General features: G+C 68.3%; 24 protein-coding genes. 16 read left to right on the top strand and 8 right to left on the bottom strand.

Translation table 11 applies throughout. The annotated features are described in order from the left end of the window. The first annotated feature begins 67 nt into the window (after window positions 1-67). From VEC11_RS03235 to VEC11_RS03225, 3 genes are read left to right on the top strand one after another with little or no spacing between them, the layout of a single operon-like run. Window positions 68-892, top strand: a complete 825-nt coding sequence (locus VEC11_RS03235) for a class I SAM-dependent methyltransferase (RefSeq protein WP_464129046.1) — start codon at window positions 68-70, stop codon at window positions 890-892. Further along, window positions 889-1,698: an agmatinase gene (speB, locus tag VEC11_RS03230; RefSeq protein ID WP_464129044.1), complete on the top strand. Its 810-nt coding sequence runs from the start codon at window positions 889-891 to the stop codon at window positions 1,696-1,698. Before VEC11_RS03235 ends, speB begins: the two co-directional genes overlap by 4 nt. Further along, window positions 1,695-2,318, top strand: a complete 624-nt coding sequence (locus tag VEC11_RS03225) for a glutathione S-transferase family protein (protein WP_464129043.1) — start codon at window positions 1,695-1,697, stop codon at window positions 2,316-2,318. Before speB ends, VEC11_RS03225 begins: the two co-directional genes overlap by 4 nt. On the opposite strand, the gene VEC11_RS03220 is transcribed toward VEC11_RS03225, so the two are convergent. Next, a complete protein-coding gene (locus VEC11_RS03220; RefSeq protein ID WP_464129041.1) occupies window positions 2,309-2,968 on the bottom strand; it encodes a LysE family translocator in 660 nt (219 codons plus the stop codon). The genes VEC11_RS03225 and VEC11_RS03220 overlap by 10 nt on opposite strands. A 105-nt stretch (window positions 2,969-3,073) precedes the next feature. Between VEC11_RS03220 and VEC11_RS03215 the strand changes: the two genes are divergently transcribed. Beyond that, window positions 3,074-4,399 carry a dicarboxylate/amino acid:cation symporter gene (locus tag VEC11_RS03215; RefSeq protein WP_464129040.1) on the top strand — a complete coding sequence of 442 codons (1,326 nt, stop codon included), beginning with the start codon at window positions 3,074-3,076 and terminating at the stop codon, window positions 4,397-4,399. Here VEC11_RS03215 and VEC11_RS03210 read toward each other — a convergent pair. The 5 genes from VEC11_RS03210 to VEC11_RS03190 all read right to left on the bottom strand — a co-directional run bounded on the left by VEC11_RS03210 (window position 4,392) and on the right by VEC11_RS03190 (window position 9,424). Further along, window positions 4,392-5,162, bottom strand: a complete 771-nt coding sequence (locus VEC11_RS03210) for a hypothetical protein (RefSeq protein ID WP_464129038.1) — start codon at window positions 5,160-5,162, stop codon at window positions 4,392-4,394. The genes VEC11_RS03215 and VEC11_RS03210 overlap by 8 nt on opposite strands. After that, window positions 5,159-5,797, bottom strand: a complete 639-nt coding sequence (locus VEC11_RS03205) for a toll/interleukin-1 receptor domain-containing protein (RefSeq protein WP_464129037.1) — start codon at window positions 5,795-5,797, stop codon at window positions 5,159-5,161. The genes VEC11_RS03210 and VEC11_RS03205 overlap by 4 nt, the downstream gene beginning before the upstream one ends. 72 nt (window positions 5,798-5,869) lie before the next feature. Beyond that, window positions 5,870-7,894, bottom strand: a complete 2,025-nt coding sequence (locus VEC11_RS03200) for an elongation factor G (RefSeq protein WP_464129035.1) — start codon at window positions 7,892-7,894, stop codon at window positions 5,870-5,872. A 136-nt stretch (window positions 7,895-8,030) separates the two neighbouring features. Next, window positions 8,031-8,411 (bottom strand): c-type cytochrome, encoded by a 381-nt coding sequence (locus VEC11_RS03195; RefSeq protein ID WP_464129033.1) that lies wholly within the window; start codon window positions 8,409-8,411, stop codon window positions 8,031-8,033. Continuing rightward, entirely contained in the window at window positions 8,408-9,424 is a 1,017-nt protein-coding gene (locus VEC11_RS03190; RefSeq protein ID WP_464129032.1) for a Vgb family protein, read from the bottom strand. The genes VEC11_RS03195 and VEC11_RS03190 overlap by 4 nt, the downstream gene beginning before the upstream one ends. 106 nt (window positions 9,425-9,530) lie before the next feature. On the opposite strand from VEC11_RS03190, the gene alaS reads away from it, so the two are divergent. Beyond that, a complete protein-coding gene (gene alaS, locus VEC11_RS03185; RefSeq protein ID WP_464129030.1) occupies window positions 9,531-12,185 on the top strand; it encodes an alanine--tRNA ligase in 2,655 nt (884 codons plus the stop codon). 276 nt (window positions 12,186-12,461) lie between these two features. Here alaS and VEC11_RS03180 read toward each other — a convergent pair whose 3' ends face one another. Continuing rightward, entirely contained in the window at window positions 12,462-14,246 is a 1,785-nt protein-coding gene (locus tag VEC11_RS03180) for a cation:proton antiporter domain-containing protein (protein ID WP_464129028.1), read from the bottom strand. An 83-nt stretch (window positions 14,247-14,329) separates the two neighbouring features. Further along, window positions 14,330-15,550, bottom strand: coding sequence for an NADP-dependent isocitrate dehydrogenase (locus tag VEC11_RS03175; RefSeq protein ID WP_464129027.1), 1,221 nt, complete (start codon window positions 15,548-15,550; stop codon window positions 14,330-14,332). 124 nt (window positions 15,551-15,674) lie between these two features. On the opposite strand from VEC11_RS03175, the gene VEC11_RS03170 reads away from it, so the two are divergent. The 11 genes from VEC11_RS03170 to rseP all read left to right on the top strand — a co-directional run bounded on the left by VEC11_RS03170 (window position 15,675) and on the right by rseP (window position 25,576). After that, window positions 15,675-16,412, top strand: a complete 738-nt coding sequence (locus VEC11_RS03170) for a phosphatidylserine decarboxylase (RefSeq protein WP_464129026.1) — start codon at window positions 15,675-15,677, stop codon at window positions 16,410-16,412. Window positions 16,413-16,422: 10 nt separating this feature from the next. Next, a complete protein-coding gene (locus VEC11_RS03165) occupies window positions 16,423-17,304 on the top strand; it encodes a CDP-alcohol phosphatidyltransferase family protein (RefSeq protein WP_464129024.1) in 882 nt (293 codons plus the stop codon). Between the two features lie 257 nt (window positions 17,305-17,561). Then, window positions 17,562-17,897: a hypothetical protein gene (locus VEC11_RS03160; RefSeq protein WP_464129023.1), complete on the top strand. Its 336-nt coding sequence runs from the start codon at window positions 17,562-17,564 to the stop codon at window positions 17,895-17,897. 548 nt (window positions 17,898-18,445) lie between these two features. Next, window positions 18,446-19,204, top strand: coding sequence for a 30S ribosomal protein S2 (rpsB, locus tag VEC11_RS03155; protein ID WP_464129022.1), 759 nt, complete (start codon window positions 18,446-18,448; stop codon window positions 19,202-19,204). Window positions 19,205-19,365: 161 nt separating this feature from the next. Continuing rightward, window positions 19,366-20,310 (top strand): translation elongation factor Ts, encoded by a 945-nt coding sequence (gene tsf, locus VEC11_RS03150; protein WP_464129021.1) that lies wholly within the window; start codon window positions 19,366-19,368, stop codon window positions 20,308-20,310. An 88-nt stretch (window positions 20,311-20,398) separates the two neighbouring features. Then, the gene (gene pyrH / locus VEC11_RS03145; protein WP_464129020.1) at window positions 20,399-21,118 is read left to right on the top strand and encodes a UMP kinase; all 720 of its coding nucleotides are present in this window, start codon (window positions 20,399-20,401) and stop codon (window positions 21,116-21,118) included. 11 nt (window positions 21,119-21,129) lie between these two features. Beyond that, the gene (frr, locus tag VEC11_RS03140) at window positions 21,130-21,687 is read left to right on the top strand and encodes a ribosome recycling factor (RefSeq protein ID WP_464129019.1); all 558 of its coding nucleotides are present in this window, start codon (window positions 21,130-21,132) and stop codon (window positions 21,685-21,687) included. Next, window positions 21,684-22,397 (top strand): polyprenyl diphosphate synthase, encoded by a 714-nt coding sequence (gene uppS, locus VEC11_RS03135; protein WP_464129018.1) that lies wholly within the window; start codon window positions 21,684-21,686, stop codon window positions 22,395-22,397. Before frr ends, uppS begins: the two co-directional genes overlap by 4 nt. Then, entirely contained in the window at window positions 22,394-23,284 is an 891-nt protein-coding gene (locus VEC11_RS03130; RefSeq protein ID WP_464129017.1) for a phosphatidate cytidylyltransferase, read from the top strand. Before uppS ends, VEC11_RS03130 begins: the two co-directional genes overlap by 4 nt. Before the next feature lies 1 nt (window position 23,285). Continuing rightward, complete coding sequence (locus VEC11_RS03125) at window positions 23,286-24,446, top strand: 1-deoxy-D-xylulose-5-phosphate reductoisomerase (RefSeq protein WP_464129016.1); 1,161 nt, start codon at window positions 23,286-23,288, stop codon at window positions 24,444-24,446. A gap of 29 nt (window positions 24,447-24,475) precedes the next feature. After that, window positions 24,476-25,576 (top strand): RIP metalloprotease RseP, encoded by a 1,101-nt coding sequence (gene rseP, locus VEC11_RS03120; RefSeq protein ID WP_464129685.1) that lies wholly within the window; start codon window positions 24,476-24,478, stop codon window positions 25,574-25,576. The last annotated feature ends 22 nt before the right edge of the window (window positions 25,577-25,598 follow it).

The following is a 25,598-nucleotide window of genomic DNA, read 5'->3' as shown; positions in this document are numbered from 1 at the left end:
CCGCCCCGCAAGCCGCCCCCGCGGAAAGTCGCTCGCCCGCCGGCGCCCGATGCTCTAGACCCGCCCCATGCTTGCGGCGACCGAATGGCAGGGACAGACGGGCGAGGCCTGGGCTGAGGAATGGCGCCGCACAGACCGCACGCTGGCGCCGCTGAACGACGCTTTGCTCGCCCGGATCCTGCCGTTCGAGGGCAGGCGCATCCTCGACATCGGCAGCGGCGCGGGCGCGACCAGCTTCGCGCTCGCCGACGCGCTTCCCGAAGCGCAGGTGACCGGTCTCGATCTCTCCGACGCGCTGGTGGCCGCCGCTCAGGCGCGGTCGGCGGGGCGCCCGAACGTCCGCTTCGTCCAGGGCGACGCCGCCCGCGCCACCCCGGACGGTGCCCCGTTCGACCTGATCGTCTCGCGCCACGGCGTGATGTTCTTCGAGGATCCGGTCGCGGCCTTCACCCATCTGCACGGCCTCGCCCCGCGCGGCCGCCTGCTCTTCTCCTGCTTCCGCGCGGCGGTCGAGAATGAGTGGATGGCGGCGATGCGGGGAATCATCGAGCGCCATGCGCCCGAGACGCTTGCCGTCCCGCCTCCCGCGCAAGGGCCCTTTGCCTTCGCCGAGCCGGCGCGGGTCCAGGCGATTCTGCGCGATGCCGGCTTCGCCCCGCCGGTGCTGGAGCCGTTCGACTTCGACTTCTTCGCCGGCGCCGGCGAGGATCCGCCGGCCGACGCGCTCGCCTATTTCAGGCGGATCGGCCCGATGGCGCGGCTGGCGGCGGCGATGGACGAGGGGGCGAAGGCCGCCTTTCTTGCCGATCTCGAACAGGTCGTCACAGCGCACCGCCGGCACGACGGCATCGTCTTTCGCGCCGCCGCCTGGATTGTCAGCAGCCGCGCATGAACGCGCCCCGAGTCCGGCTGCTCGGCCTGCCGACCGATGCCCACAGCTCCTTCCTGCGCGGCGCCGCTGCCGGGCCGGCGGCAATCCGGGCGGCGCTCGCGTCCGATCACTCCAACATGGCGGCGGAGAATGGGCTCGAGATCGGCTCGGACGTGGCGGTCGAGGACGTCGGCGACCTCGCTTTGTCCGGCGCTGCGGACGGTCTTGCCGTCATCCGCGCCGCGATCCTCGATACGCATGCGGCCGGCGCGGTTCCGATCTCGCTCGGCGGCGATCACAGCGTCACCTATCCGATCGTCGCAGCGCTCGCGGCGGTGCACGGCCCGCTGAACATCCTCCATTTCGACGCGCATCCGGATCTTTACGACGAATACGAGGGCGACCCGCTCAGTCATGCCTCGCCTTTCGCGCGGATCATGGAGAAGGGCCACGCCCGCCGGCTCGTCCAGTTCGGCATCCGCACGCTCAATGCGCATAGCCGCGCCCAAGCCGCGCGCTTCGGCGTCGAAATCGTCGAGATGCGGGACTTCGCGCCGGACAAGGTGCCGATCCCGGACGCGCCGCTCTACGTCAGCATCGACCTGGACGGCTTCGATCCCGCCTTCGCGCCGGGCGTGGCGCATCACGAGCCGGGCGGGCCCGGCGTCCGCGAATTCCTCCACGTGCTGCATCGCGTGCCGGGCGGGATCGTCGGCGCCGACATCGTCGAGCTCAACCCGGCCCGCGACATCAACAATGTCACCGCCACACTCGCCGCCAAGCTCGTCAAGGAATTGGCCTCCCTCGTGCCAGGAGCGCGTTCATGATCAGGGTCCACCATCTCGAGAACAGCCGCTCGCAGCGCATCCTCTGGCTGCTGGAGGAGCTGGAGCTGCCTTATGAAGTGATCCGTTACGAACGCGACAGGAAGACGATGCTGGCGCCGCCCTCGCTTCGGAAGGTCCACCCGCTCGGCAAGTCGCCGGTGATCGAAGATGAAGGGAGGGCGATCGCCGAGACGGGCGCGATCGTCGAATATCTGGTGGAGAAAGCCGAAGGCCGGCTCGGGCCGCCCGCCAATCGCGACGCGGTGCTGCTTTACCGCCAGTTCCTCCATTATGCCGAAGGCTCGATGATGCCGCCTTTGCTCGCCCTGCTCGTCGTCGGCAAGCTCGGCCTGCTCGGCAAGCCGGCGAAGAAGCCCCTGCTCGCCATGTTCCGCCAGCATCTCGACTTCCTCGAGGGCGAGCTCGCCGGCCGCGCCTGGTTCGCCGGCGACGAGTTCACCGCTGCGGACGTGATGATGAGCTTCCCGCTCGAGGCGGCCCGCCAGCGCGCCGGGCTCGGCCCGTCCCATCCGCACATCCTCGACTGGCTGGAGCGCATCCATGCCCGCCCGGCCTACGCCGAGGCGCTCCGCAAGGGCGGGCCCTACGCTTATGCGTGACGGCGCGAGGCCAGAGCGAGCTGTACCGCCAGCGCGCCCATCGCCGTCGCCGCCAGCCAGCGCGCCGCGTTGCCCAGCCAGCTTATGTGCCGCAGGCGGTCCGCTGCGCCGGCCGCGACCAGGGCCACGAGGATATTGACCAGGGTCCCGGCGAAATCGAACCACAGGCCGAGGCAGAGGATCTGCAGCGCCGGCACTTGCGCCGACGGGTCGACGAATTGCGGCAGGAAGGCGAGGAAGAACAGGGCCACCTTGGGGTTCAGGATATTCACGAGCATCGCCGCGCGGAACAGGCGCCAGGGCGATGCGGGCGGCCGCGGCCCGTCCTTCGCCGCGTCCCCCGCGCGCAGCAGCGAGAGAGCGAGCCAGAGCAGATAGGCCGCGCCGATCCACTTGATGATCTCGAACGCCGTCTGCGACGAGGCGAGGATCGCGGAAAGGCCGAGCACCGCGGCCACGATATGGACGAGCGCGCCGGCCCCGACCCCGAGCGCGGCGATCACGCCGTCCCGTCGGCCGCCGCGCGCGGCGCTGGCAATGATGAAGGTCATGTCCGCGCCCGGCACGATGTTGAGCGCCAGCCCCGCCGCGACGAAGCTCAGGAAGACCGGCCAGGCCGGCAGCAATTCGATCCCTGCAATCTCGAGCATGCCCCCTCCTAACATAGCTCCGCGCCGGCGCCAGCACCGCGGCGAGGCTTGACTTTTGCCGGCCCGCGCGCGCGGATGATCCGCGCCAATTAGGGGAGGAAGATCATGGACGACGGAACGCCGCGACGCGTCTCGCTGCAGGTGAAGATGCTGATCGGCTTCCTGATCGGCCTAACCGCCGGGTTGATCGTGCACTGGACCCAGGCCGACGCGCCGTGGATCGACTGGCTGCGCACCTACGTCACCGGACCTGTCGGCCAGGTCTTTCTCCGTCTGCTGTTCATGCTCGTCATCCCGCTGCTCTTCTCGGCGCTGGTCATCGGTGTCGCCGAGATGGGCGACGTCCGGGCGCTGAAGCGGATCGGGCTCAAGACCCTGTTCTTCACGATCGGGCTGTCGGCGGTCGCGGTGATCCTCGCGCTGGCCATCACCAACCTGATCCGGCCCGGCACGGGCGTCGATCCGGCGCTCGCCCAGCAGATGCTTGCCGATTCGCGGGGCAATGCCGGCGCGATCATCTCCGGTGCCGCCGAGCGGCCGCAGGGGATCGCGGCTTTCCTCAACATCATCCCGAGCAACGTCGTCACCGCGGCCGCCGACAACGACATCCTCGCGGTGATGTTCTTCGCCCTGTTCTTCGGCATCGGCTTGCTCCTCGTGAACACGCCCGCGGCGAACAAGCTGCAGGATGTCGTGCAGGGCGTGTTCGACGTCACCATGAAGCTGATCGGCATCGTCATCCGGCTGGCGCCGCTCGCCATCGCCTGTTTCATGTTCAACCTCGCCGCCGTCTTCGGCTGGGAGCTGCTGGTCCGGCTCGGCGCCTATGTGCTGACCGTGCTGCTCGCGCTCGGCATCCACATGTTCATCGTCTATCCGCTGGCGCTCAAATTCCTTGCCGGCATGTCGCCCATGCGCTTCTTCCGCGATGTGCAGGAGGCCATGGTGATGGCCTTTTCCACCGCCTCGTCCAACGCGACCCTGCCGACCGCCATTCGCGTCGCCGAAAACAATCTGAAGCTGCCGCGGCGCGTCTCGCGCTTCGTGCTGACCATCGGCGCCACCGCCAACCAGAACGGCACCGCCATCTTCGAGGGCGTGACCGTTCTCTTCCTGGCCCAGATTTTCAGCATGGAGCTGACCATCTGGCAGCAGCTTTCGGTGCTGCTGATATGCATCCTCGGCGGGATCGGCACGGCGGGCGTTCCCGCGGGGTCCTTGCCGGTGGTCGCGCTGATTCTCGGGCTGATCGGGATTCCGCCCGAGGCGATCGGCCTCGTGCTGGGCGTCGACCGGCTGCTCGACATGTGCCGCACCACGCTGAACGTCACCGGCGACCTCACTGCCGCTGTCGTGATCTCGCGCGGCGAGGAGCATGAGCCGGAAGAGGCAGCGACCACCGACCGGCCGGAGCCGACCCCCTCTAGTTGACGACCGGCTGCTGCGGCGTCGTGGTCGTCGGTCGCGGTCGCCGGATCGGAACCCTGTTCACCGAATTGGTCGGCGGCCGTGTCGTCGTCCCCGTGGTTGCGGGCGGCCGGCTGTTGTTCGGATTGGTCGTCGTCCCTGGCTGGCGCGTGTTGGGCGGCCGGGTGGGATTGGTCGTCGAGGGCGGCCGCGTGGGCCGGCGCGGCGGCCGGCTGTTGATGATGTCGCCGATCAGGCCGGGCAGGTCGACCTGCGGGCGCGGGCGTGGCCTTCGCGGGCGCTCCGGCGGCCGGTCGTTGACCGGCTTGTCGTCGGTCCGCGGCGGGGTGGAGGGCGGCGTCGAATAAGGCGGCGGCGACGAGGGCGGGTAGACGGGTTCCTCCTCGACCGGCGGCGTGGTCACCGGAGGCGTCGTCACCGGCGGCGTGGTAACGGGCGGCTGCCGGCCGGACGGCTGCCGTACTGGCGGTGCCGGGGTCGGCGCGGGGGCCGGCTCGGGCATCAGGTCGACCACGGCCGGGGGCTCATCCACGACCTCGTTGACCGGCTCGGACGGGGCCGGAGCCGGGGCGGTCTGGTTCTGCGCCGCCTCGAGCTCGGTGACGCGGGCCTGCAACATGCTCCGCTCGTTGACCAGGTCGCGGACCGCGACATAGGCCCACACCGCCGCTCCGACCGCGCCCGCGGCGGCGAAGAGCTGGAAGACCAGCAGGAGCCAGGCGGTGCGGACGAAGCGCCGCGTGGTGGGGGAGCCGTGCGTGCTCATCGGCGGGAGGCCTTCGCGATGCGTAAGAGGACGAAGAGCGTCATCAGCAGCAGGGTCGTCGACGCCGCCATGGCGAAGATGGTGAAGCCGCCGAACAGCTGGACGGGCAGGGCGCCGGTGGCGACCAGGCCGGTGACGATGCTGATCGTCGCGGCGAGCAGGATCGCCGCCCAGCCGAGCAGCGAGACCCTGCCGAGACCCTGCAGCGCCGGCCCGGGCGGCGGCGCATGCGCATCCACCCATTCGCCGTTGATCCGGCGGCGCACGCGGCCGTCGAGCGTGGTCCAGCATTCCTCGACCCGGGTCCCGCCCCAGCCGCTGAAATCGAGAAAGTTGAGCGCGGAGAAGGGCAAAGGCAGCTTGGTCCGGTCAAGGCTGATCTGCACCAGCTTGCCCGCGTCCAGCGCCTCATTGGCCTCGGCGCGCACCCAGAGCGACTGGCGCGCGGTCTCCGACCAGGCCACGACCACGCAGGGCGCGGCGTTGATCTGCTCCTCGATCAATATGGCATAATCGTCGCCGGGGTTGAGCGACCGGTCCCACCAGACCGAATAGCCGCTCTCCTCCAGCGCGTCGCTGACCGTCACGATCCGGTCGCGATTGGCGCGCGAGTAGGAGACGAACACCTCGGCCATTGCGGCAGCGTATCAAAGATCACCCGAAGGGGACAGTCACTCGTGACCGTCCCCGGAGCGCTGCCGAATAGCTCAGGCCGGCTCCAGCTCCTTCTGCACGACCTTGTCGGCCAGCACGCCGTTCAGCTCGGCGAGATGGTCGTAGGCCGCCTCGTAGGTGGCGAGACCCTGGCTCAGCGAGCGCAGCTCGGCGTCGAAGCCCTGCATCTCCGCCTCGGGGATCAAAGCCTCGACCCGGTCCCAGCGCGACCAGCCCTCGCGCGCTTCCATGCCAAGCATCTGCCCGCGCCGGCTCGCCACCGCCGAGGTTGCCTTGGAGGTGGCGTGGTTGGGCACGAGGATGGTCACCTTCATCACCGGCTCGAGCAAATGCGGCGCGGCCTGGGCGAGCGCCTCGGCCATGCCGATCCGGCCGGCGGTCCGGAAGGCCAGCTCCGAGGAATCGACGCTGTGATAGGAGCCGTCGATCAGGGTGACGTGCACGTCCACCACCGGGAAGCCAAGCGCGCCCTTGACGAGAGCGTCCCGGACGCCGGCCTCGACCGCCGGAATCCACTGTTTCGGCACGACGCCGCCCGAAATCCGGTCCTCGAACTTGAAGCCGCCGCCGCGGGGCAAAGGCTTCACCTCCAGCACGCAATCGCCGAACTGGCCATGACCCCCCGACTGCTTCTTGTGCCGCCCGCGCTGGGTGACGCTCTTGCGGATCGATTCCTTGTAGCCCACCGCGGGCTGGCGGCTGTCGATGGCGACGCCGTAGCGCCGGCGCAGCCGCTCCAGCGTGACCTTCAGATGCTCGTCATTGACGCCCTTGAGGCGGGTCTCGTGCATCGCCTCGTCCTGCTCCCAGAGCAAGGCCCGGTCCTCCTCGGTGAGCTTGTGCAAAGCGGTGGAGAGGCGGACGTCGTCCTTGCGGTCCTTGGTCGAGATGGCGAGCGTATAGTTGCGGATTGGCTGGGCGATGTCGAGCGCGGCCGGCGCCTTGCCCGCGCCCAGCCATTCGCCGGCATGGACGCCTTCCAACTTGGCGATCGCCACCACGTCGCCATCTTTCGCATCGGCAAGCTTGGTCGTCTTGTCGCCCTGCATCGCGAAGAGCGTGCCGATGCGGACATGCTCGCCGCCGCTCGTCACCACCTCCTGGCCTTCCTTCAGGCCGCCGCCGAACACCCGCGCATAGGACAGGCGCCCCATCGCGCCGCCGTGGCTGACCTTGAAAATCACCGTTCCCGCGCCGCTCGCACCCAGTCGCTGCGCCGCGGCGGAGGGGGCAGGGGCCTCGTGGCGCAGCGCCTTCATCAACCGACGAACACCCTGCGAGGATGTCGACGAGCCGAACAGCACCGGCACGATCTGCCCGGCACCGGTCTCCTTCGCGAGGTCTGTGAACACGGTCTCCCGGTCGGGGATCTCGTCCATCAGCAACGCCTCGAGCAGGGCGTCGTCATGGTCGGCGAGCTTCTCAAGCATCGCGCTGCGCTCCAGCGCCTCGCGATCGGCGAGGTCGGCGGGAATCTCCTTCTGCTCGCTGGGCTTGCCCGGCTGGTAATAATAGGCCCGCTCCAGCGCGATATCGACGAAGCCGGTGATTTTCTCGCCGTCGCGGATCGGGATCCAGCGCGCGATCAGGGGCGAGGCGCTCATCGGCTGCAGCGCCTCCAGCAGCCCCTGGATCGAGCCCCGCGCCTGGTCGATCTTGTTGACGAAGATCATGTGGGGGATGCCCTGCGCCTCGAGGCTACGCAGCGTCGGCTCGGCGAGCAGGGCGCGGTCGGCGTCCGGATCGACGACGACGATGGCGAGATCGGCGACGGCGGTGCCGAGCGCGCCGTCGGCGGCAAAGCCGACCGAGCCCGGGCAGTCGGTCAGCACGTAGCGGTCGCCCATATAGTCGAAATGCATGAGGTTGAGCTCGGTCGAGCCGCCGCGCGCCCTGGCCTCGGGGCTGGCGTCGCCAATGCTGGTGCCGTCCGCGACATTGCCCTGCCGCCCGGTCGCACCCGCCGCAAAAAGAAGGGCCTCGGCGAGGCTGGTTTTACCCGCCCCGCCGGGGCCCACGAGCGCGATATTTCTGGTGCCTGGGGCTCTGGTGGGCATATGTGTCTCCTTCGTCCGCCGTCACGGATCCGCGAAGAAGACGCGGCCCGCGCCTCATGGGAAACGTTCAGCTTCGGCTTCTCTCAGACGAAGTGCAAGGGGGTAGTGAAGGGCTTCGTCGCCGCCGCCCGGCGGCTCAACGCGGCGACAGCCAGGCCGCCACGGCCTGCCGGTCGGCCGCCGACAATCGCGGCAGCGACATCTCGATGCCCGGCACCAGCGCGTCCGGATCGGCGAGGAAACGTTCGAGCAGGGCGCGCGTCCAGCGCCCTTCGCGCGCCGCGAACCGGCGCAGGGCAGGGGAGTAGTTGAACCCCCGCAATCCCGCGATCGGCCGGCCGGCGAGGCCGTGCAGGGTCGGCCCGGCCGGCGTGTTCCGCCCGGGATCGAGCGCGTGGCAGCTGAAGCAGACCCGCCGATAGACCTCGGCGCCGCGGTTGGGGGCCGGCTGCGCCGCAAGCGCCGCCGCGGCCGCCAGGCCGGCGACCGTCCCCGCCGCAGCCAGCAGGCGGATCATCGCGCCGGGCCGGTCCGCACCACCATGATCCGGTCGAGCCGCGATTCCGGCAGGTAGATCCAGCCCGGCCGGCCCAGTATCTGGCGGACATTGGCATTCTCGCCGCTGCCCGGATAGCGCGTCCAGCGCTCCGTCGTTGGATCGAAGGCCAGAGTGGCGTTGCTGCCCCATTCGGTGATCCAGACGATGTCGCGGTCGTCGACATAGACCGCGTAGACGCGCGTCCGTTCGCCCTCGGGGCGCCAGCTGCGCCAGGCCCCCGTGGCCGGCGTGTATCGGCTCAGCTGGCCGCTCTCCCATTCGGAGATCCAGAGATTGCCACGGCTGTCGGCCCAGACCCGGCGCGCGCCCTGGCCTGCGGTCGGCGGCTCGATGATTGTCGCTTCACCCGTCTCCCGGTTGACCCGCGCCAGATGGCTGCCGGCGAGCGACACATAATAGATGTCGCCGGACGGGGTCGCCGCGATCCCGTAGGGTCCGCGCCCGTCCGGATCGCGCCAGACGCGCATCTCGCCGGTGCGCGGGTTCAGCCGGCCATAGACGCCGGTCTGGCCGGTGAACCAGATCACCCCCTCGCGGTCGAAGGCGGCGGTGTTGAGGTTCGAATCCGGGAATTCCGCGGGCAGCCTCCACACCCGCACCGCGTCGGTCGCCGGATCGACCCTTACGATCGCGTTGAGGCCGCCGTCGGTGATCCAGGCCGCGCCGTCCGGCCCCTGGATCACGCCGTGCGGCGCCGAGCCCTCGCCCAGCCTGACCTCGCGCACCGCGCCTGTCTCGGGGTTGAGGATGCCGAGCGTACCGCGGCGCTGGCCGGTATACCAGACGAGCCCGTTAGGCCCGGGCGCGACGTCGTGCGGCCGGCTGCCCGCGGGCACCTCGAACAGGCGAACATTGGCGGGCAGATCGGTCCGCGGCGGAGCGGGCGGCGCGGGCTGCTGGGGCTGGCCGGCGGACGCGACTGGCGCCATCGCGGCCAGGGCCAGGGAAAGCAGAGCGGCGGAACGGATCATCGCGGCATCTCCTCCTGCTGGAGCGCGAACGAGCCTAGCAAAGCGACGGTCGGCCCGATAGCCGGGGTCGCTTGCCGCAGCGCAGCATGTCGCTTACATCGCCCGGATGATCTCGACGAACGACATTCGCCGCGCCTTCCTCGACTATTTCGGCCGCGAGGGGCACGAGGTCGTGCGCTCGGCGCCGCTCATCCCGCAGAACGACCCGACTTTGATGTTCGTCAATGCCGGCATGGTGCCCTTCAAGAACGTCTTCACCGGGCTGGAGACGAGGCCCTACCAGCGAGCGGTGAGCGCCCAGAAATGCGTGCGCGCCGGCGGCAAGCATAACGATCTCGACAATGTCGGCTACACCGCCCGGCACCATACCTTCTTCGAGATGCTGGGGAATTTCTCCTTCGGCGACTATTTCAAGGAGCGGGCGATCCTGCTCGCCTGGAACCTGTTGACCAGGGAATGGGGCCTCGACCCGGACCGGCTGACCGCCACCGTCTACCATACGGACGACCAGGCCTGGGATCTGTGGAAGAAGATCGCCGGCCTGCCGGACCACCGCATCATCCGGATCCCGACCAAGGACAATTTCTGGGCGATGGGGCCGGACGGCCCCTGCGGGCCCTGCTCGGAAATCTTCTACGATCATGGCGAGCATATCCCCGGCGGCCCGCCGGGCAGCCCCGACGAGGACGGCGACCGTTTCACCGAGATCTGGAACCTCGTCTTCATGCAGTTCCTGCAGGAGAATGACGAGATCGTCGCCGATCTGCCCAATCCGTCGATCGACACCGGCATGGGCCTCGAGCGGATCGCCGCGGTGCTGCAGGGCGTACACGACAATTACGAGACGGACACGTTCAGGACGCTGATCGAGGCGTCGGAATCGCTGACCAGCAACAATGCCGCGAACATGCAGGCGAGCCACCGGGTGATCGCCGATCACCTGCGCGCCTCGGGCTTCCTGATTGCCGACGGCGTGCTGCCGTCGAACGAGGGCAGGGGCTATGTGCTGCGCCGGATCATGCGCCGCGCCATGCGCCACGCCCATCTGCTCGGCGCGTCAGAGCCGCTCATGTACCGGCTGGTCCCGAGCCTGACCGCCGAGATGGGCGCCGCCTGGCCCGAGCTGGTCCGCGCCCAGCCCCTGATCGAGGAGACGCTGAAGCTGGAGGAGACCCGCTTCCGGCAGACCCTCGCCAACGGCCTCCGGCTGCTCGACGAGGCGACGGGTTCGATGCGCAAGGGCGATACCTTGCCCGGGGCGACCGCGTTCAGGCTCTACGACACCTATGGCTTTCCCTACGACCTCACCGAGGATGCCCTCCGCGCCCAGGGCTTTGGCGTCGACCGGGCCGGCTTCGACGCGGCCATGGCCGAGCAGAAGGCCGCGGCCCGTGCCGCCTGGAAGGGGTCGGGCGCCAGGGCCAGCGAGGATGTCTGGTTCGACATCGCCGAGGAGCTGGGGGCGACCGAGTTCACCGGCTATCTCGGCCATGAGGGCGACGGCCAGGTGGTCGCGCTGGTCAAGGACGGCGCCCGCGTCGAGAAGGCGGGCGAGCGCGACCAGGTCGTGATCCTCACCAACCAGACGCCATTTTACGGCGAGAGCGGCGGCCAGATCGGCGACACCGGAACGATCAGCTCGGACAAGGGCTTGCAGGCCGATGTCGAGGAGACGTCGAAGCCGCTCGGCAAGCTCCACGCCCATCATGCCGTGATCAGGGCCGGCGAGGTCGCGGTTGGCGATGCCGTGCATCTTAATGTCGACGCCGTGCGCCGGGCAAAGGTCCGGGCCAATCACAGCGCCACCCACCTGCTCCACGCCGCGCTGCGCAAGCGTCTCGGCACGCATGTCACGCAGAAGGGCAGCCTGGTCGCACCGGACTATTTCCGCTTCGACTTCTCCCATCCCAAACCGATGACCCGCGAGGAGATCGAGCTGGTCGAGGCCGACGTGAACCGGCTGATCCGCACCAACGAGCCGGTCGGCATCCGGCTGATGAGCATGGACGATGCGCTCGAGGCGGGCGCCATGGCCCTGTTCGGCGAGAAATATGGCGAGGAGGTCCGCGTCCTCTCCATGGGCGTGGAGGATGACGGCAGCGCCTGGTCGGTCGAATTGTGCGGCGGCACCCATGTCAACGCCCTGGGCGACATCCAGCTGCTGAAGATCACCGGCGAGAGCGCGGTCGCCGCCGGCGTGCGCCGCATCGAGGCACTGACCGGCGAAGCCGCGCGCCTCTATCTCTCGCAGCGCGAGGAGCGGCTGAAGGAGACCGCTGCGGCGCTCAAGGCCGCGCCTGACGAGGTGCCGGCCCGCGTCGCCAGCCTGATCGAGGAGCGCCGGCGGCTCGAGCGCGAGCTCGCCGATGCGAAGAAGGCGCTGGCCCTGGGCGGCGGCGGCAAGGCCGAGGCGGCCGGACCCGAGCAGATAGGGGACACCAGCTTTATCGGCCAGGTGCTGGACGGCATGGACCCGAAGCAGCTGCGCGGCCTGGTCGACGAGGCCAAGGCCCGAATCGGCTCCGGCGTGGTCGCCCTGGTCGCGGTCAATGACGGCCGCGCCACCGTGGCCGTGGGCGTCACCGACGACCTCATTGCCAGCCGCAACGCCGTCGACCTCGTCCGCAAGGCGGTCGAGGCGGTCGGCGGACAGGGCGGCGGCGGCCGTCCCGACATGGCCCAGGGCGGCGGTCCGGACGGCGACAAGGCGGCGGAGGCGCTCGCGGCGGTCAGGAGCGCGCTGGAGACGGTCGCCGCCTGACCGTCATTGCGAGCGAAGCGAAGCAATCCAGTCCCGACTGGGTTGCCGCGTCGCTGCGCTCCTCGCAATGACGGGCCCATTTTGTTGGATACATGTAGGATTTTCGTCTATCAGCGTCCGACGGGCTCTTTCAACCGTCGGATCTCCAGAGACCCTCGCCCCTCGCGCATAGGCGCCCTTTCCGGGGAGGGCCGACACACAGATGGCAGTGTAAGGTTCGTAAGCTTTGAGGCGCGAAACGGAGGAATGCGGCGCGGAGGCGGTCGCTACCGCGGACTAGCGTTCCAGCGCGTCCCGCAGCCTTTTGCCCCGCTGCTGGGGTTCCTCCTCCAGGTCGCCCATCTCCATGATCTGCTGGCGCATCTCGGCGCGCTTCTCGTGGATCGAGGCGATCACCGGGCCCATCGCCATGCCCAGGTCGACCAGCGCCGCCTCGGCCAGCTGCAGCGAGGATTCGAGCGTCTCCGGCACCGCGTCGGTCGCGCCGGCCCGGTAGAGCTCGGCGGCATGACGCGTGTCGCGGGCGCGGGCGACGATGGTGAGGTCGGGGCACCAGGCACGGACCCTTTTCACCGTGCGGATCGCCTGCACCGGATCGTCCATGGTGAGGATCAGCGCGCTGGCATGGCCAAGGTTGAGCTTGTCGAGGAATTCCGGCCGCGCCGCATCGCCGAACACGATCGAGAAGCCCTCGGCCCGCCCGGCCTTGACGGAATCGATGCTGGAATCGACCGCGACATAGGGCTTGCCATGTTCGGTGAACATCTCGGCGACCATGCGGCCCACCCGGCCGAAGCCGATGATCACCGCCCGCGGCTCCTCGCGCGTCGGCGCGAGCACCGGCTCGTTCCGCTGCGTCCGTTTCTCGATCCGGGCGCCCGCGTCGCGCCCGATCCGCGCGAGCAGAGGCGTCAGGGTCAGGCCCATGGCGGTGACCACCTGCCAGAAGGCGGCAGTCTCGCTGTTGATCAGTCCTGCCGTGCTCGCCGCGCCGAGGACGATCAAAGTCGTCTCCGATGGCGAGGCCATGAGCAGGCTCGCCTCTGCGGCGACGGCGCGGCGGCGGCCGCCCCAGCGCAGGAAGACCGCGGTGACCACGGTCTTGGCGATCATCACCCCGACCAGCGCCATGAGCAGCTGCGCCCAATGCTCGGCGATGAAGGCGAGGTTCACGCTCATCCCGACCGTGATCAGGAAGATGCCGAGCCCCAAGCCTCGGAAGGGAGCGGTCATCACTTCGACCTCGCCATGATAGTCGGTCTCGGCGATGAGGATGCCGGCGATGAGCGCGCCGACAATCGGGGAAAGCCCCGCGGCGGTGGTGGCGAGGCTGGCGGCGATGACGATCAGCAGGCTCGCCGAGAGGAACAGCTCGGGGCTTTTGGTCCGCGCCGCCTGGGCGAAGAGCGGCGGCAGCAGGAAGCGGCCGAGGATCAGCATGACGACAATCACGGCCGCGCCGATGCCGAGTGTCTGCAGCAGCGGCCCGATGCCGTCCTGCGTGCGCGGATCGAGTGCCCCGAGGGCGAAGACGATCGGGACGAGCGCCAGATCCTCGAACAGCAACATGGCGAAGGCCGACTTGCCGACCGGGCTGGTCGTACCGACCAAAGGCAGCACCACCGCGGTCGAGGAGAGAGCGAGCGCGACGCCGAGCGCGAAGCTCGTGGTCCAGCCGGCGCCGCCGAGGTGGATGGCGACACCGATGAGGATCGCTGAAGTCACCAGCTGGCCGGCGCCGACCCCGAAGACGAGCTGCCGCATCCCCCAGAGCCGCCGGAACGACAGCTCTAGCCCGATCGAGAAGAGCAGGAGGATGATGCCGAATTCGGCGAACGGCTCGATCGCATGGACGTTGCTGATCGTCAGGTAGTTCAGCCAGGGCAAGTCGGCGCTGAACTGGCCGAGCCCGAACGGGCCGATCGCGATGCCGATCAGGATGAAGCCGATGACCGGGTTGATCCGGATCCGCGCGAAGGCGGGAATGACGATGCCCGCCGCGCCCAGGATGACGAGCGCGTCGGACAGGCCGGAAGTGCTGAAATCGGTCGGAGCCGCCATAGCCTCCTTATGCAGCAACGGCCGGCTTTGTCAGCCGCAGGGCAGCGAAAAAACCCCGCTTTCCGTTGCCGCCGGCCGCAGTCCTAGGCCCAGCTGCCCATCTCCTGCTCGAGATTGACGCGGATCGCCTCGAAGAATTGCTCGGTGGTCATCCAGCTCTGGTCCGGCCCGATCAGGATGGCGAGGTCCTTGGTCATCTTGCCGCTCTCGACGGTCTCGATGCAGACCTTCTCCAGCGTCTCGGCGAAGCGCACCACCTCGGGCGTCTCGTCGAACTGGCCGCGGAAGCTGAGCCCCTGGGTCCAGGCGAAGATGGAGGCGATCGGGTTGGTCGAGGTCGCCTTGCCCTGCTGGTGCATGCGGTAGTGGCGGGTGACGGTGCCGTGCGCGGCCTCGGCCTCCACCGTCTTGCCGTCGGGCGTCATCAGCACGGAGGTCATCAGGCCGAGCGAGCCGAAGCCCTGCGCCACCTGGTCCGACTGCACGTCGCCGTCATAATTCTTGCAGGCCCAGACGAACTTGCCGCTCCACTTCAGCGCCGAGGCGACCATGTCGTCGATCAGCCGGTGCTGATATTCGATCCCCGCTTCCTTGAAGCGCTCCTCGAACTCGGCCTCGTAAATCTCCTGGAAGATGTCCTTGAAGCGGCCGTCATAGGCCTTGAGGATCGTGTTCTTGGTGGAGAGATAGACCGGCCATTTCCGGTTGAGCCCGTAGTTGAGCGAGGCATGGGCGAAGTCGCGGATCGAGGCCTCGAGGTTGTACATGCCCATGGCGACGCCCGCGCCGGGGAAGTCGAACACTTCCCGCTCGATCACGTCGCCATTCTCGCCTTCCCACTTCATGGTGAGCTTGCCGGCGCCGGGGACGACGAAGTCGGTCGCCTTATATTGGTCGGCGAAAGCGTGACGGCCGACGACGATCGGGTCGGTCCAGCCGGGGATCAGCCGCGGCACGTTCTCGATCACGATCGGCTCGCGGAAGATGGTGCCGCCGAGGATGTTGCGGATCGTGCCGTTGGGCGACTTCCACATCTGCTTCAGGCCGAACTCGGCGACGCGGGCCTCGTCGGGCGTGATCGTCGCGCATTTCACGCCGACGCCATGCTCCTTGATCGCGAGCGCGGAATCGACGGTGATCTTGTCGTTGGTCTCGTCGCGCTTCTCGACGCCGAGGTCGAAATAGATGAGGTTCACGTCGAGATAGGGCAGGATCAGCCGCTCGCGGATCCACTGCCAGATGATCCGCGTCATCTCGTCCCCGTCCAGCTCGACGACGGGGTTCTTCACCTTGATCTTGGCCATGTGGGCGAGCGCTTTCGTGTCTTGCGGGTTGCGTTGTCGCTGGCCGTCCTAAGGGCAGGGAGGGACGTGTCAACCGCCGGACGCATGGTTGTTTCACTCCGCCGCACGGCTTAAAGGCCTGCCAATGTCTTCCCTCGAAAAGCCGGACCTCGTCACCACCAACGTCCAGTGGCGCTGGCCCTCCGTCCATCCGGAAGGGCGCAAGTTCGTCGTCGTCGCGCTCGCCGTCGCTCTGCTCTTCTGGTTCGTGATCGACTGGGACTGGCTCGGCTATGCAGCGCTGGCGCTCAGCGTGTTCATCGCCGCCTTCTTCCGCGATCCGATCCGCACCACGCCGGTCGGCAGTGACGTCATCGTCTCGCCGGCCGACGGGCTGGTGACGATGATCACCAACGTGCCGCCGCCGAAGGAGCTGCAGGGGGAGGGAATGCTGGGCGCCGAGCCGGTGGTGCGCGTCTCCATTTTCATGAGTGTGTTCGACGTGCACATCAACCGCACCCCGATCACCGGCGTGATCCGCAAGGTCCATTATATCGCCGGCAAGTTCCTCAACGCCGATCTCGACAAGGCGAGCGAGGAGAATGAGCGCCAGCATATCCTCGTCGAGGGCGAGGATGGCAGCCTCGTCGCCTTCACCCAGATCGCCGGGCTGGTGGCGCGGCGGATCGTGCCCTGGATCAAGGCGGGCGACCGGGTGATCGCCGGGCAGCGCATCGGCCTGATCCGCTTCGGCAGCCGCGTCGACGTCTATCTGCCCGCGGGCACGTCGAGCCAGGTGCTGCTCGGCCAGCGCACGATCGCGGGCGAGACCATCGTCGGCCGCACCGGCATTTCCGAGCTCATCGAGGGCGTTGCGCAATGAGGTGGGCGCAATGAGCCTGCCGCCGGGGAGACGGGAGCGCCCGGGCATTCCGCTGCGCGCGGTCGTGCCCAATGCGGTGACCGCGCTGGCGCTCTGCTCCGGCCTTTCCGGCATCCGCTTCGCGATCACCGCGGAGTGGGACAAGGCGCTGATGTTCATCGGCATCGCGGCGCTGCTCGACGGCCTGGACGGGCGCATCGCCCGGCTGCTGCGCGGGCAGAGCCGGTTCGGCGCGGAGCTCGATTCGCTGTCCGATGTCGTCGCCTTCGGCGTGGCGCCGGCCTTGATCATCTATCTCTGGGTGCTGCAGATCGAGAACAGCCCGTCCTGGCGGACCTATGGCTGGGTCTTCGCGCTCGCTTATGCGGTCTGCATGGCGCTCAGGCTCGCCCGCTTCAACGCCCGCATCGACGCGGAGGACCAGCCGCACAAATCGGCGGGCTTCCTGACCGGCGTGCCGGCGCCGGCGGGGGCCGGGATCATGCTGCTCCCGGTCCTGCTCTGGCTGGCCAGCGACCGGCAATTGTCCTGGCTGGAAAATCCCGGACTGATCATGGCCTGGTCGGGTATTTCCGCCTTCCTGATCATCTCCAGCATCGCCACCTTCTCGATGGGGGCGCTGCGGCTGAAACGGAGCGTTCGGCTGGAGGCGATCCTCGTCATCGTCCTGATCGGGATCGCGATGATCGTCGCCCCGTGGGCGACGCTGAGCGCGGTCGTGATCGTCTATCTCGCCACCATCCCGCTCAGCGTCATGCGCTACGCCGCGGTCAAGCGGCGGCGTGCGCGCCAGGCAGGCGGCGAGCCGACCCTGCCGTTGAGCCCGCCTTTGCCGCCGGTGCCGCCGAAGGCCCCCGCAAGGCACCGACGATCTCCGCCCGGTGGGCCCTGAAGATGTGCTCCAGCAGCGCGGCCAGCGCGACGAGCAGGCCGAAGAAGAAGATGATCGAGAGCAGGTGGCCCACAGCTTTTCCCCTTACTTATTCACAGCGCAATTCCCGAAGGGGCGGTCGGCTCCCTCGGACAGAGACAATGTTCCTGTTTTGTTCTAATGTCAAGCGACGAATTGTGACAAAGCCGGGTCGGTCCGAATCGGTGGAATCCCCTCGGGACGCGGCCAATTGCGAAACCGCTGGAGGACGAGGCCCCATGCGACGCGCATCCATATCTCTTTTCGTTCTCGCCCTCGCCGCCGTCGCGGCGCCGGCGGCGGCGAAGAACTGGGTAACGCTGGACTATCAGCTCGGCCGCGGTGGCCAGTGGCTGGACCGCGACACGGTCCGGCGGGATGGCGACATCGTCCGCTTCGAGGCGAGCCGCCGGCTCGGCAACCGGGTCTATCCAGACGACAATACGCCGGGCATTCCCCAGGCCTATAATTGCCGGACCAAGACGCTGCACCCGGTCCGCGACGGCGCGCTCGGCGAGGGGCGGCGGCTCGAAGGGTCGGCGGCCATTCCTTACGATCTCGTCTTCTGCCGCTGAGGCAGCCGCTGCGGCGCGGCTCGCCTGTCGCGATCGGACAAGGAAAAGTCAGGCAAATGTCAGGCCGATGCGCGGTTTCGGGATCGGGACCGGCGCCGCGAATGTTCCCAATGTTCGCACTGGCCACGGAGTGGGGGAACACGCGGAACCTGACAAAGATGACACGATAGTCCTACAGGATCCTGTGCTCCGGCGAAGGCCGGAGCGTTGCGCGCCAGGCCTGTCCCTTACGGCCAACGCTCCGGCGTTCGCCGGAGCACGGACCATGTTTTCGCTCGCGAGGAGAAGGAACTGACACTGCGAAAGAGCCGGCGCGGCCGGGACCGCGAGTCGCCGGAGCATGGCAGGTCAAATCCAACATTAATCCAACAATCTGCGGCGCAGGGGAGACCGGGCACGGCCTTGCAGTACGGCTTGATTTCCGGCGCCTTCGCCTCTAAGTGCGCGCCCATTCCACATGCGGGGCCAACATACCGGTGTCCGCCACAGCCCTCGGGCGACGGCGGATTTCACGGCCCTGCAGAGGTATAACCGGAAGGAGAAAGACCATGGCGTCCAACGACGTCACCATGCAGCAATTGCTCGAGGCCGGGGCGCATTTCGGCCACCAGACCCACCGCTGGAACCCCAAGATGAAGCCGTACATCTTCGGCGAGCGCAACGGGGTGCACATCATCGACCTGTCGCAGACCGTGCCGCTGTTCGCGCGCGCGCTCGATTTCGTCCGGCAGACCGCGGCCGCCGGCGGCAAGGTGCTGTTCGTCGGCACCAAGCGCCAGGCGCAGGAGCCGATCGCCGACGCCGCGCGCCGCTCGGGCCAGCATTTCGTCAACCATCGCTGGCTGGGCGGCATGCTCACCAACTGGAAGACGATCTCCAACTCGATCAAGCGCTTCAAGAGCCTCGAGGAGCAGCTGGCGGGCGACACCGCTGGCCTTACCAAGAAGGAGGTGCTCCAGCTCACCCGCGAACGCGACAAACTCGAGCTCTCGCTCGGCGGCATCCGCGACATGGGCGGCATCCCGGACGTAATGTTCGTGATCGACGCCAACAAGGAAGAGCTGGCGATCAAGGAAGCGAACGTGCTCGGCATCCCGGTCGTCGCGATCCTCGATTCCAACGTGAGCCCGCAGGGCATCGCCTTCCCGGTCCCGGGCAATGACGATGCCAGCCGTGCCATTCGCCTCTATTGCGACGCGCTCGCCGAGGCCGTGCTGGCCGGCAAGCAGGGGGGTGCGGCCGCGCGCGGCGCCGATCTCGGCGCCATGGATGAGCCGCCGGCCGAAGCGGCGCTCGCCGAGGCTTAATTCGACGGGGTCGGATCCCCATATCGGATCGGACCCCACTCCCGTTCGGCCCCGGATTTGATCCGGGGCTCGCCGAAGCCCCCCTTTCTTCAGGAAGAAGGAAGGTCTTTCGACAAGCTCAGGGCGAACGGTGTTGGCTTGAAACCAAAAGGATATGAGACATGGCTGAGATTACGGCCGCGATTGTGAAAGAGCTGCGCGAGCGCACCGGCGCCGGCATGATGGACTGCAAGAAGGCGCTCGCCGAGACCAATGGCGACATGGAAGCCGCCATCGACTGGCTGCGCACCAAGGGCCTCGCCGCCGCCGCCAAAAAGGCCGGCCGCCAGGCGGCCGAGGGCCTGGTCGGCGTCGCCGTCGACGGCAGGAAGGGCGCGATCCTGGAGGTGAATTCGGAGACCGACTTCGTCGCCAAGAACGAGCAGTTCCAGGATTTCGTGCGCACCGCCACGGCGATCACGCTCGGCACGGGCAGCGACATCGAGGCGCTGAAGGACGCCTGCTGGCCGGGCGGCGGCACCGTCGAGGAGAAGCTGACCTCGAACATCGCGACGATCGGCGAGAACCAGTCGATCCGGCGGGGCGCGCTGCTCGAAGTGTCGAAGGGCGCGATCACGTCCTATGTGCACAATGCGGCGGCGCCGGGCCTCGGCAAGATCGGCGTGCTGGTCGCGCTCGAGAGCGAGGCCGACACGGCCGCGCTCGAGACGCTCGGCAAGCAGCTCGCCATGCACATCGCCGCGGCCAACCCGCTGGCATTGCGCGGCGAGGATCTCGATCCTGCTCTCATCGAGCGCGAGCGCGGCATCGCCAAGGAGAAGGCGGCCGAGAGCGGCAAGCCGGCCGAGATCGTCGAGAAGATGGTCGAGGGCGCGATGGCCAAGTTCCGCAAGGAGAATGCGCTCCTGTCGCAGCTCTTCGTGATGGACAACAAGACGAAGATCGAGGACGTGATCGCCGCCGCCGGCAAGGAGGCCGGTGCGCCGATCGCGCTCAGGGCCTATGTCCGCTTCCAGCTGGGCGAGGGCATCGAGAAGAAGGTCGACGACTTCGCCGCCGAAGTCGCCGCGGCATCGGGGATCAACAAGCCCGAGCCGGTCGCCTGAAGCTGACATGCTTGGCAGGGTGGCGCGCGCCGACTAGGGTGCGCGCCACCCTTCTTTTTACCTGCGAACGACCGTAAAGGCAGCGCCCATGACTCGCCCGCGCTTCAATCGGATACTCCTGAAGCTGTCCGGCGAAGTGCTGATGGGCGAGGGCCAGTTCGGCATCGATCCGGACACGGTCGCCCGCCTCGCCGAGGAGATCAAGGCGGCGGTGTCGGACGGCCATGCGCTCTGCCTCGTCGTCGGCGGCGGCAACATCTTCCGCGGCCTGGCCGGCGCGGCCAAGGGCTTCGACCGGGCGAGCGCCGATTATATGGGCATGCTGGCCACGGTGATGAACGCGCTCGCCATGCAGAATGCGCTCGAGAAGATCGGCGTCGACACCCGCGTCCAGTCGGCCATTCCGATGGCCACCGTCTCCGAGCCCTATATCCGCCGCCGGGCGGTCCGGCACATGGAGAAGGGCCGGGTGGTGATCTTCGCCGCCGGCACCGGGAATCCCTTCTTCACGACCGACACGGCCGCCGCCCTGCGCGCCGCCGAAATGGGCTGCGACGCCCTGTTCAAGGGCACCAGCGTGGACGGCGTCTACGATGCCGATCCGAAGAAGGTCTCCGGTGCAAAACGTTATGAAACAGTCACTTTCAACACAGTCCTCTCGGACAATCTGAAGGTGATGGACGCCACCGCCGTCGCGCTCTGCCGCGACAACAACATCCCGATCGTCGTGTTCAACGTCCGCGAGCAGGGCAATCTGGCCCGCGTGCTCGGCGGCGAGGGCACTGCCACGATCGTGCAGAACAATTAGGGAGAGAGACGATGCCGGCCTATGACAAGGGCGATATCCAGCGCCGCATGCACGGTGCGGTGGAGGTGCTGAAGCACGACCTGGGCGGGCTGAGGACCGGGCGCGCCTCGACGGCCCTCCTGGATCCGATCCATGTCGAGGTCTATGGCGCCAACATGCCGCTCAACCAGGTCGCCACGGTCTCGGCGCCGGAGCCGCGGTTGCTCTCGGTCCAGGTCTGGGACCGGTCGAACGTCTCGGCGGTGGAGAAGGCGATCCGCAATGCCGGCCTCGGCATCAACCCGGTCACCGACGGCCAGAATATCCGCCTGCCGATCCCCGATCTGACCGAGGACCGCCGCAAGGAGCTCGCCAAGCTCGCCCACCAATATGCGGAAAAGGCGCGGATTGCCGTCCGCAACGTGCGCGGCGACGCCAGGGACGCGCTGAAGACCGACGAAAAAAAGAAGGAAATCAGCGAGGACGAGCATAAGCGCCTCGACACCGAGGTGCAGAAGCTGACCGACGAGGCGATCAAGGAGATCGACGACATCCTCGCCGCCAAGGACAAGGAAATCCTCCAGAAGTGACGGCCGAGGCCGCCAGGGCGGGCGGCGCGGGCACCTCCACGGTCCCCCGGCACGTCGCCATCATCATGGACGGCAATGGCCGCTGGGCGAAGGCGCGGGGGCTGCCGCGCGCCGCCGGCCACCGCGCCGGCGCCGAGGCAGCCCGTGCCGTGCTCCGCGCCGCCGGCGAGGCGGGGGTCGAGTGCCTCACCCTCTACGCCTTCTCCTCAGAGAACTGGCGGCGGCCGGCGCAGGAGATCAGCGACCTGACCGGCCTGCTGCGCTTCTACATCCAGCGCGAGCTGAACAGTCTCCACAAGGAGGGGATAAGGCTCAAGATCCTCGGCGATCACACGGCCTTCGAGGCGGACGTCGCGAAGCTCGTCGACAAGGCCGTGGAGCGGACCGCCGGCAACAGGCGGATGACGCTCGCCATCGCGCTCAATTACGGGTCGCGCGCCGAGCTGGTCCGCGCCGCCCGCACCGCGGCGTCCGCGGGCGAGATCGACGAGGCGGCGATCGAGCGCGCGCTCGACACGCACGATCTGCCGCCGCTCGACCTCCTCATCCGCACCTCGGGCGAGCATCGGCTGTCCAATTTCCTGCTCTGGCAGGCGGCCTATGCCGAATTGCTCTTCGTCGACACGCTCTGGCCGGATTTTGACGGCGACGCCCTGCGCGCCGCCCTGGCCGATTATGCGAAGCGCGAGCGGCGCTACGGAGGCCTATGACCGACACGCCCCAAAAGCAGCCCGGGCAGCCCGATTCCGACATCACGATCCGCTTTGCCATGGGCGTGGCGATGATCGCGGTGGCGCTGCTGGTGACGATCGCCGGCGGCTGGGCGTTCCGGGTCTTCGCGCTGGTTGCCGCGGGGCTGATGCTCGTCGAATGGGCGGACATCCACAAGGTGCAGCGGCTCTGGGCCTATGCCGGTGCGGTACTCGCCGCCGCTATCCTGCTCGGCGCCGCCGAATATTATTATCCCAATGCCGCCGACGAGGGCGAGCTCAGCTGGATCAGCTTCGCCCCGGCGCTCGGCGCGGCGGTCTTGCTCGGCCTCGCCAGCCGGAGCCTGAGCATGGGCTGGGGCTTCGCCTATATCGTCGTCCCGGCCTTCGCCCTCGTCATCATCTCGTGGGTGTCCGAAGTGGCGACGGGGATGATCTTCTGGGTGCTGATCGTCACCTGGGCGACCGACATCTTCGCCTATCTTGCGGGCCGGGCGATCGGCGGCCCCAAGCTCGCCCCGAAGGTCAGCCCGAACAAGACCTGGGCGGGGCTGATCGGCGGCATCGCCGGCGCCTCCTTCTTCGGCTGGCTCGTCGCCTGGTATTTCGATCTCGGCCGGCCGTTCCTCTGGGTCGGCGCGACCATGGGCCTGATCGCCCAGCTCGGCGATCTCTACGAAAGCTGGGTCAAGCGCCGCGCCGGCGTCAAGGACAGCTCCAGCCTGCTGCCGGGCCATGGCGGCGTGCTCGACCGGCTGGACGGCCTGCTGGCGGTGGCCGCGGCAACCATGCTGATCCTGCTGCTCGAGCTCTGGACCCTGCCCGAGCCGATCGAGATCCCGGACACGGTAACCGTCATGCATGTCACCGGGCCGCAGGCGGGGTGAGATGAGCCGCAGCGTCACCATCCTCGGCGCCACCGGCTCGGTCGGCCGCTCGACGCTCGACCTGGTCGCGCGCGCCGCCGACCGGTTCGAGGTGGTCGCGCTGACCGCGCACCGCGACGTCGCCGGCCTTGCCGAACTGGCGCGGCGGCACCGGCCGAAGCTCGCGGTGATCGGCGATGCCGGCCTGCTCGGCGAGCTCAGGGCCGCGCTCGCCGGGACCGGGATCGAGGCGGCGGCGGGGGAGGGGGCGATCGCCGACGCCGCCGCCTCGGGCGCCGAATGGACGATGGCCGCGATCGTCGGCACTGCCGGCCTGAAGCCGGTGATGCGCGCGCTCGAGGGCGGCCGCACCGTCGCCCTGGCGAACAAGGAGGCCCTGGTCTCGGCCGGGGCGCTGATGATCCAGGCGGCCGCGGCCAGCGGCGCGACCCTGCTGCCGGTCGATTCCGAGCATAATGCGATCTTCCAGTGTTTCGACCGGGCGCGGCCGGAGAGCGTGAGGCGGATCATCCTTACGGCCAGCGGCGGGCCGTTCCGCGACTGGCCGATCGAGCAGATGCGCGCGGCGACGCCGGACCAGGCCGTCGCCCATCCGAACTGGTCGATGGGGGCCAAGATCTCGGTCGATTCGGCGACCCTGATGAACAAGGGGCTGGAGCTGATCGAGGCGCACCGCCTGTTTCCCGTCGGCGCCGAGGCGATCGAGATCGTCGTCCATCCCCAGTCGGTGATCCACAGCCTCGTCGAATATGTCGACGGCTCGGTCCTCGCCCAGCTCGGCGCGCCGGACATGCGCGTGCCGATCGCCCACACGCTCGCCTGGCCGGAGCGGATGGAGACTCCATGCCAGCGGCTCGACCTGGTCGCGATCGGCGCGCTCGCCTTCGAGGCGCCTGACCCGGTCCGCTTCCCGGCGCTCCGCCTGGCCCGCGAGACGCTGGCCGCCGGCGGCGCCAAGCCCGCCATCCTCAATGCCGCCAACGAGATAGCGGTCGCATCTTTCCTTGAAAGACGGCTGGGTTTCCTCGATATCGCGTCGCTGGTCGGCGAGGTGCTGGCCCGATTTGACCCGCCCGCCCCGACGTCGATCGACGCGGTGCTTGAGATTGACGGGGAGGCCCGTAGGGTGGCCGCCGCGCTGACTGGAAAGATCCACGCTTGAGCAATCCCGGCTTCCTGTTCACGGTCCTGATGTTCCTGCTCGTCATCGGGCCGCTCATCTTCATCCACGAGCTCGGCCATTATTATGTCGGCCGCTGGTTCGGGGTGAAGGCAGACACCTTCTCGATCGGTTTCGGGCGCGAGCTGTTCGGCTGGACCGACAAGCGGGGCACGCGCTGGAAGGTCGGCTGGCTGCCGCTCGGCGGCTACGTCAAGTTCGCCGGCGACATGAACCCGGCCTCGACGCCGACCGACGAATGGCTGAACCTGCCGCCGGAGGAACGCGCCAGGACCTTCCAGGCCAAGCCCGTCTGGCAGCGCTTCCTGATCGTGCTGGCCGGCCCGGCGACGAACTTCCTGTTCGCGATCGTCTCCTTCATGATCATCTTCGGCGTCTACGGCTATCCGTCGACCCCCGCGACCGTCGGCGCGCTGACCAAGGGCGGCGTGGCGGCGCAGGCAGGCTTCCGCCCGGGCGACCGCGTCCTTTCGATCAACGGCTCGCGGATCGACAATTTCGCCGACCTGCAGACCTATATCGCGCTGCGTCCCGAGGAGCCGATGCATTTCCGCGTGGCGCGTGGCGGCCGGGAGATCGGCATAGACGCGACGCCGGTTGCCCATATCGAAGAAGACAGGTTCCACAACCGCTCGCGGATCGGCCGGGTCGGGATCGCCCTGGCGGGGCCGACGGAGTTCAGCTCGCTCCCCCTCTGGCAGCTGCCGGGCGCCGCTGTCGGCAAGACGGTGGATTCGGTGCAGACCATGCTGACCGCGCTCGGCCAGGTGATCAGCGGCCGCCGTTCGCTGTCCGAGCTGGGCGGGCCGCTGAAGATCGCCCAGGTTTCCGGCCAGCAGGCGAGCCTCGGCTGGCTCAACTTCTTCTTCTTCATGACGGTCGTTTCAATTAATCTGGGATTCATCAACCTCTTGCCAATCCCTCTGCTGGATGGCGGGCACCTGCTATTCTACATGATCGAGGGAGTGAGGCGTAAACCGCTGCGGCCAGAGGCCCAGGAATGGGCGTTCCGGACGGGCCTCGCGGTGCTGCTGGCGCTGATGATTTTCGTTACTTTCAACGACCTGGCCTCTTTTGGCCTCTTTGAGAAGCTTGGCGGCTTGATCGGCTGACCCGGATCGGGCAGGGCGGTGC

Source organism: Allosphingosinicella sp. (assembly GCF_035626655.1).
GTDB lineage: Bacteria > Pseudomonadota > Alphaproteobacteria > Sphingomonadales > Sphingomonadaceae > Allosphingosinicella.
This window is presented reverse-complemented; position numbering and strand designations above follow the sequence as displayed.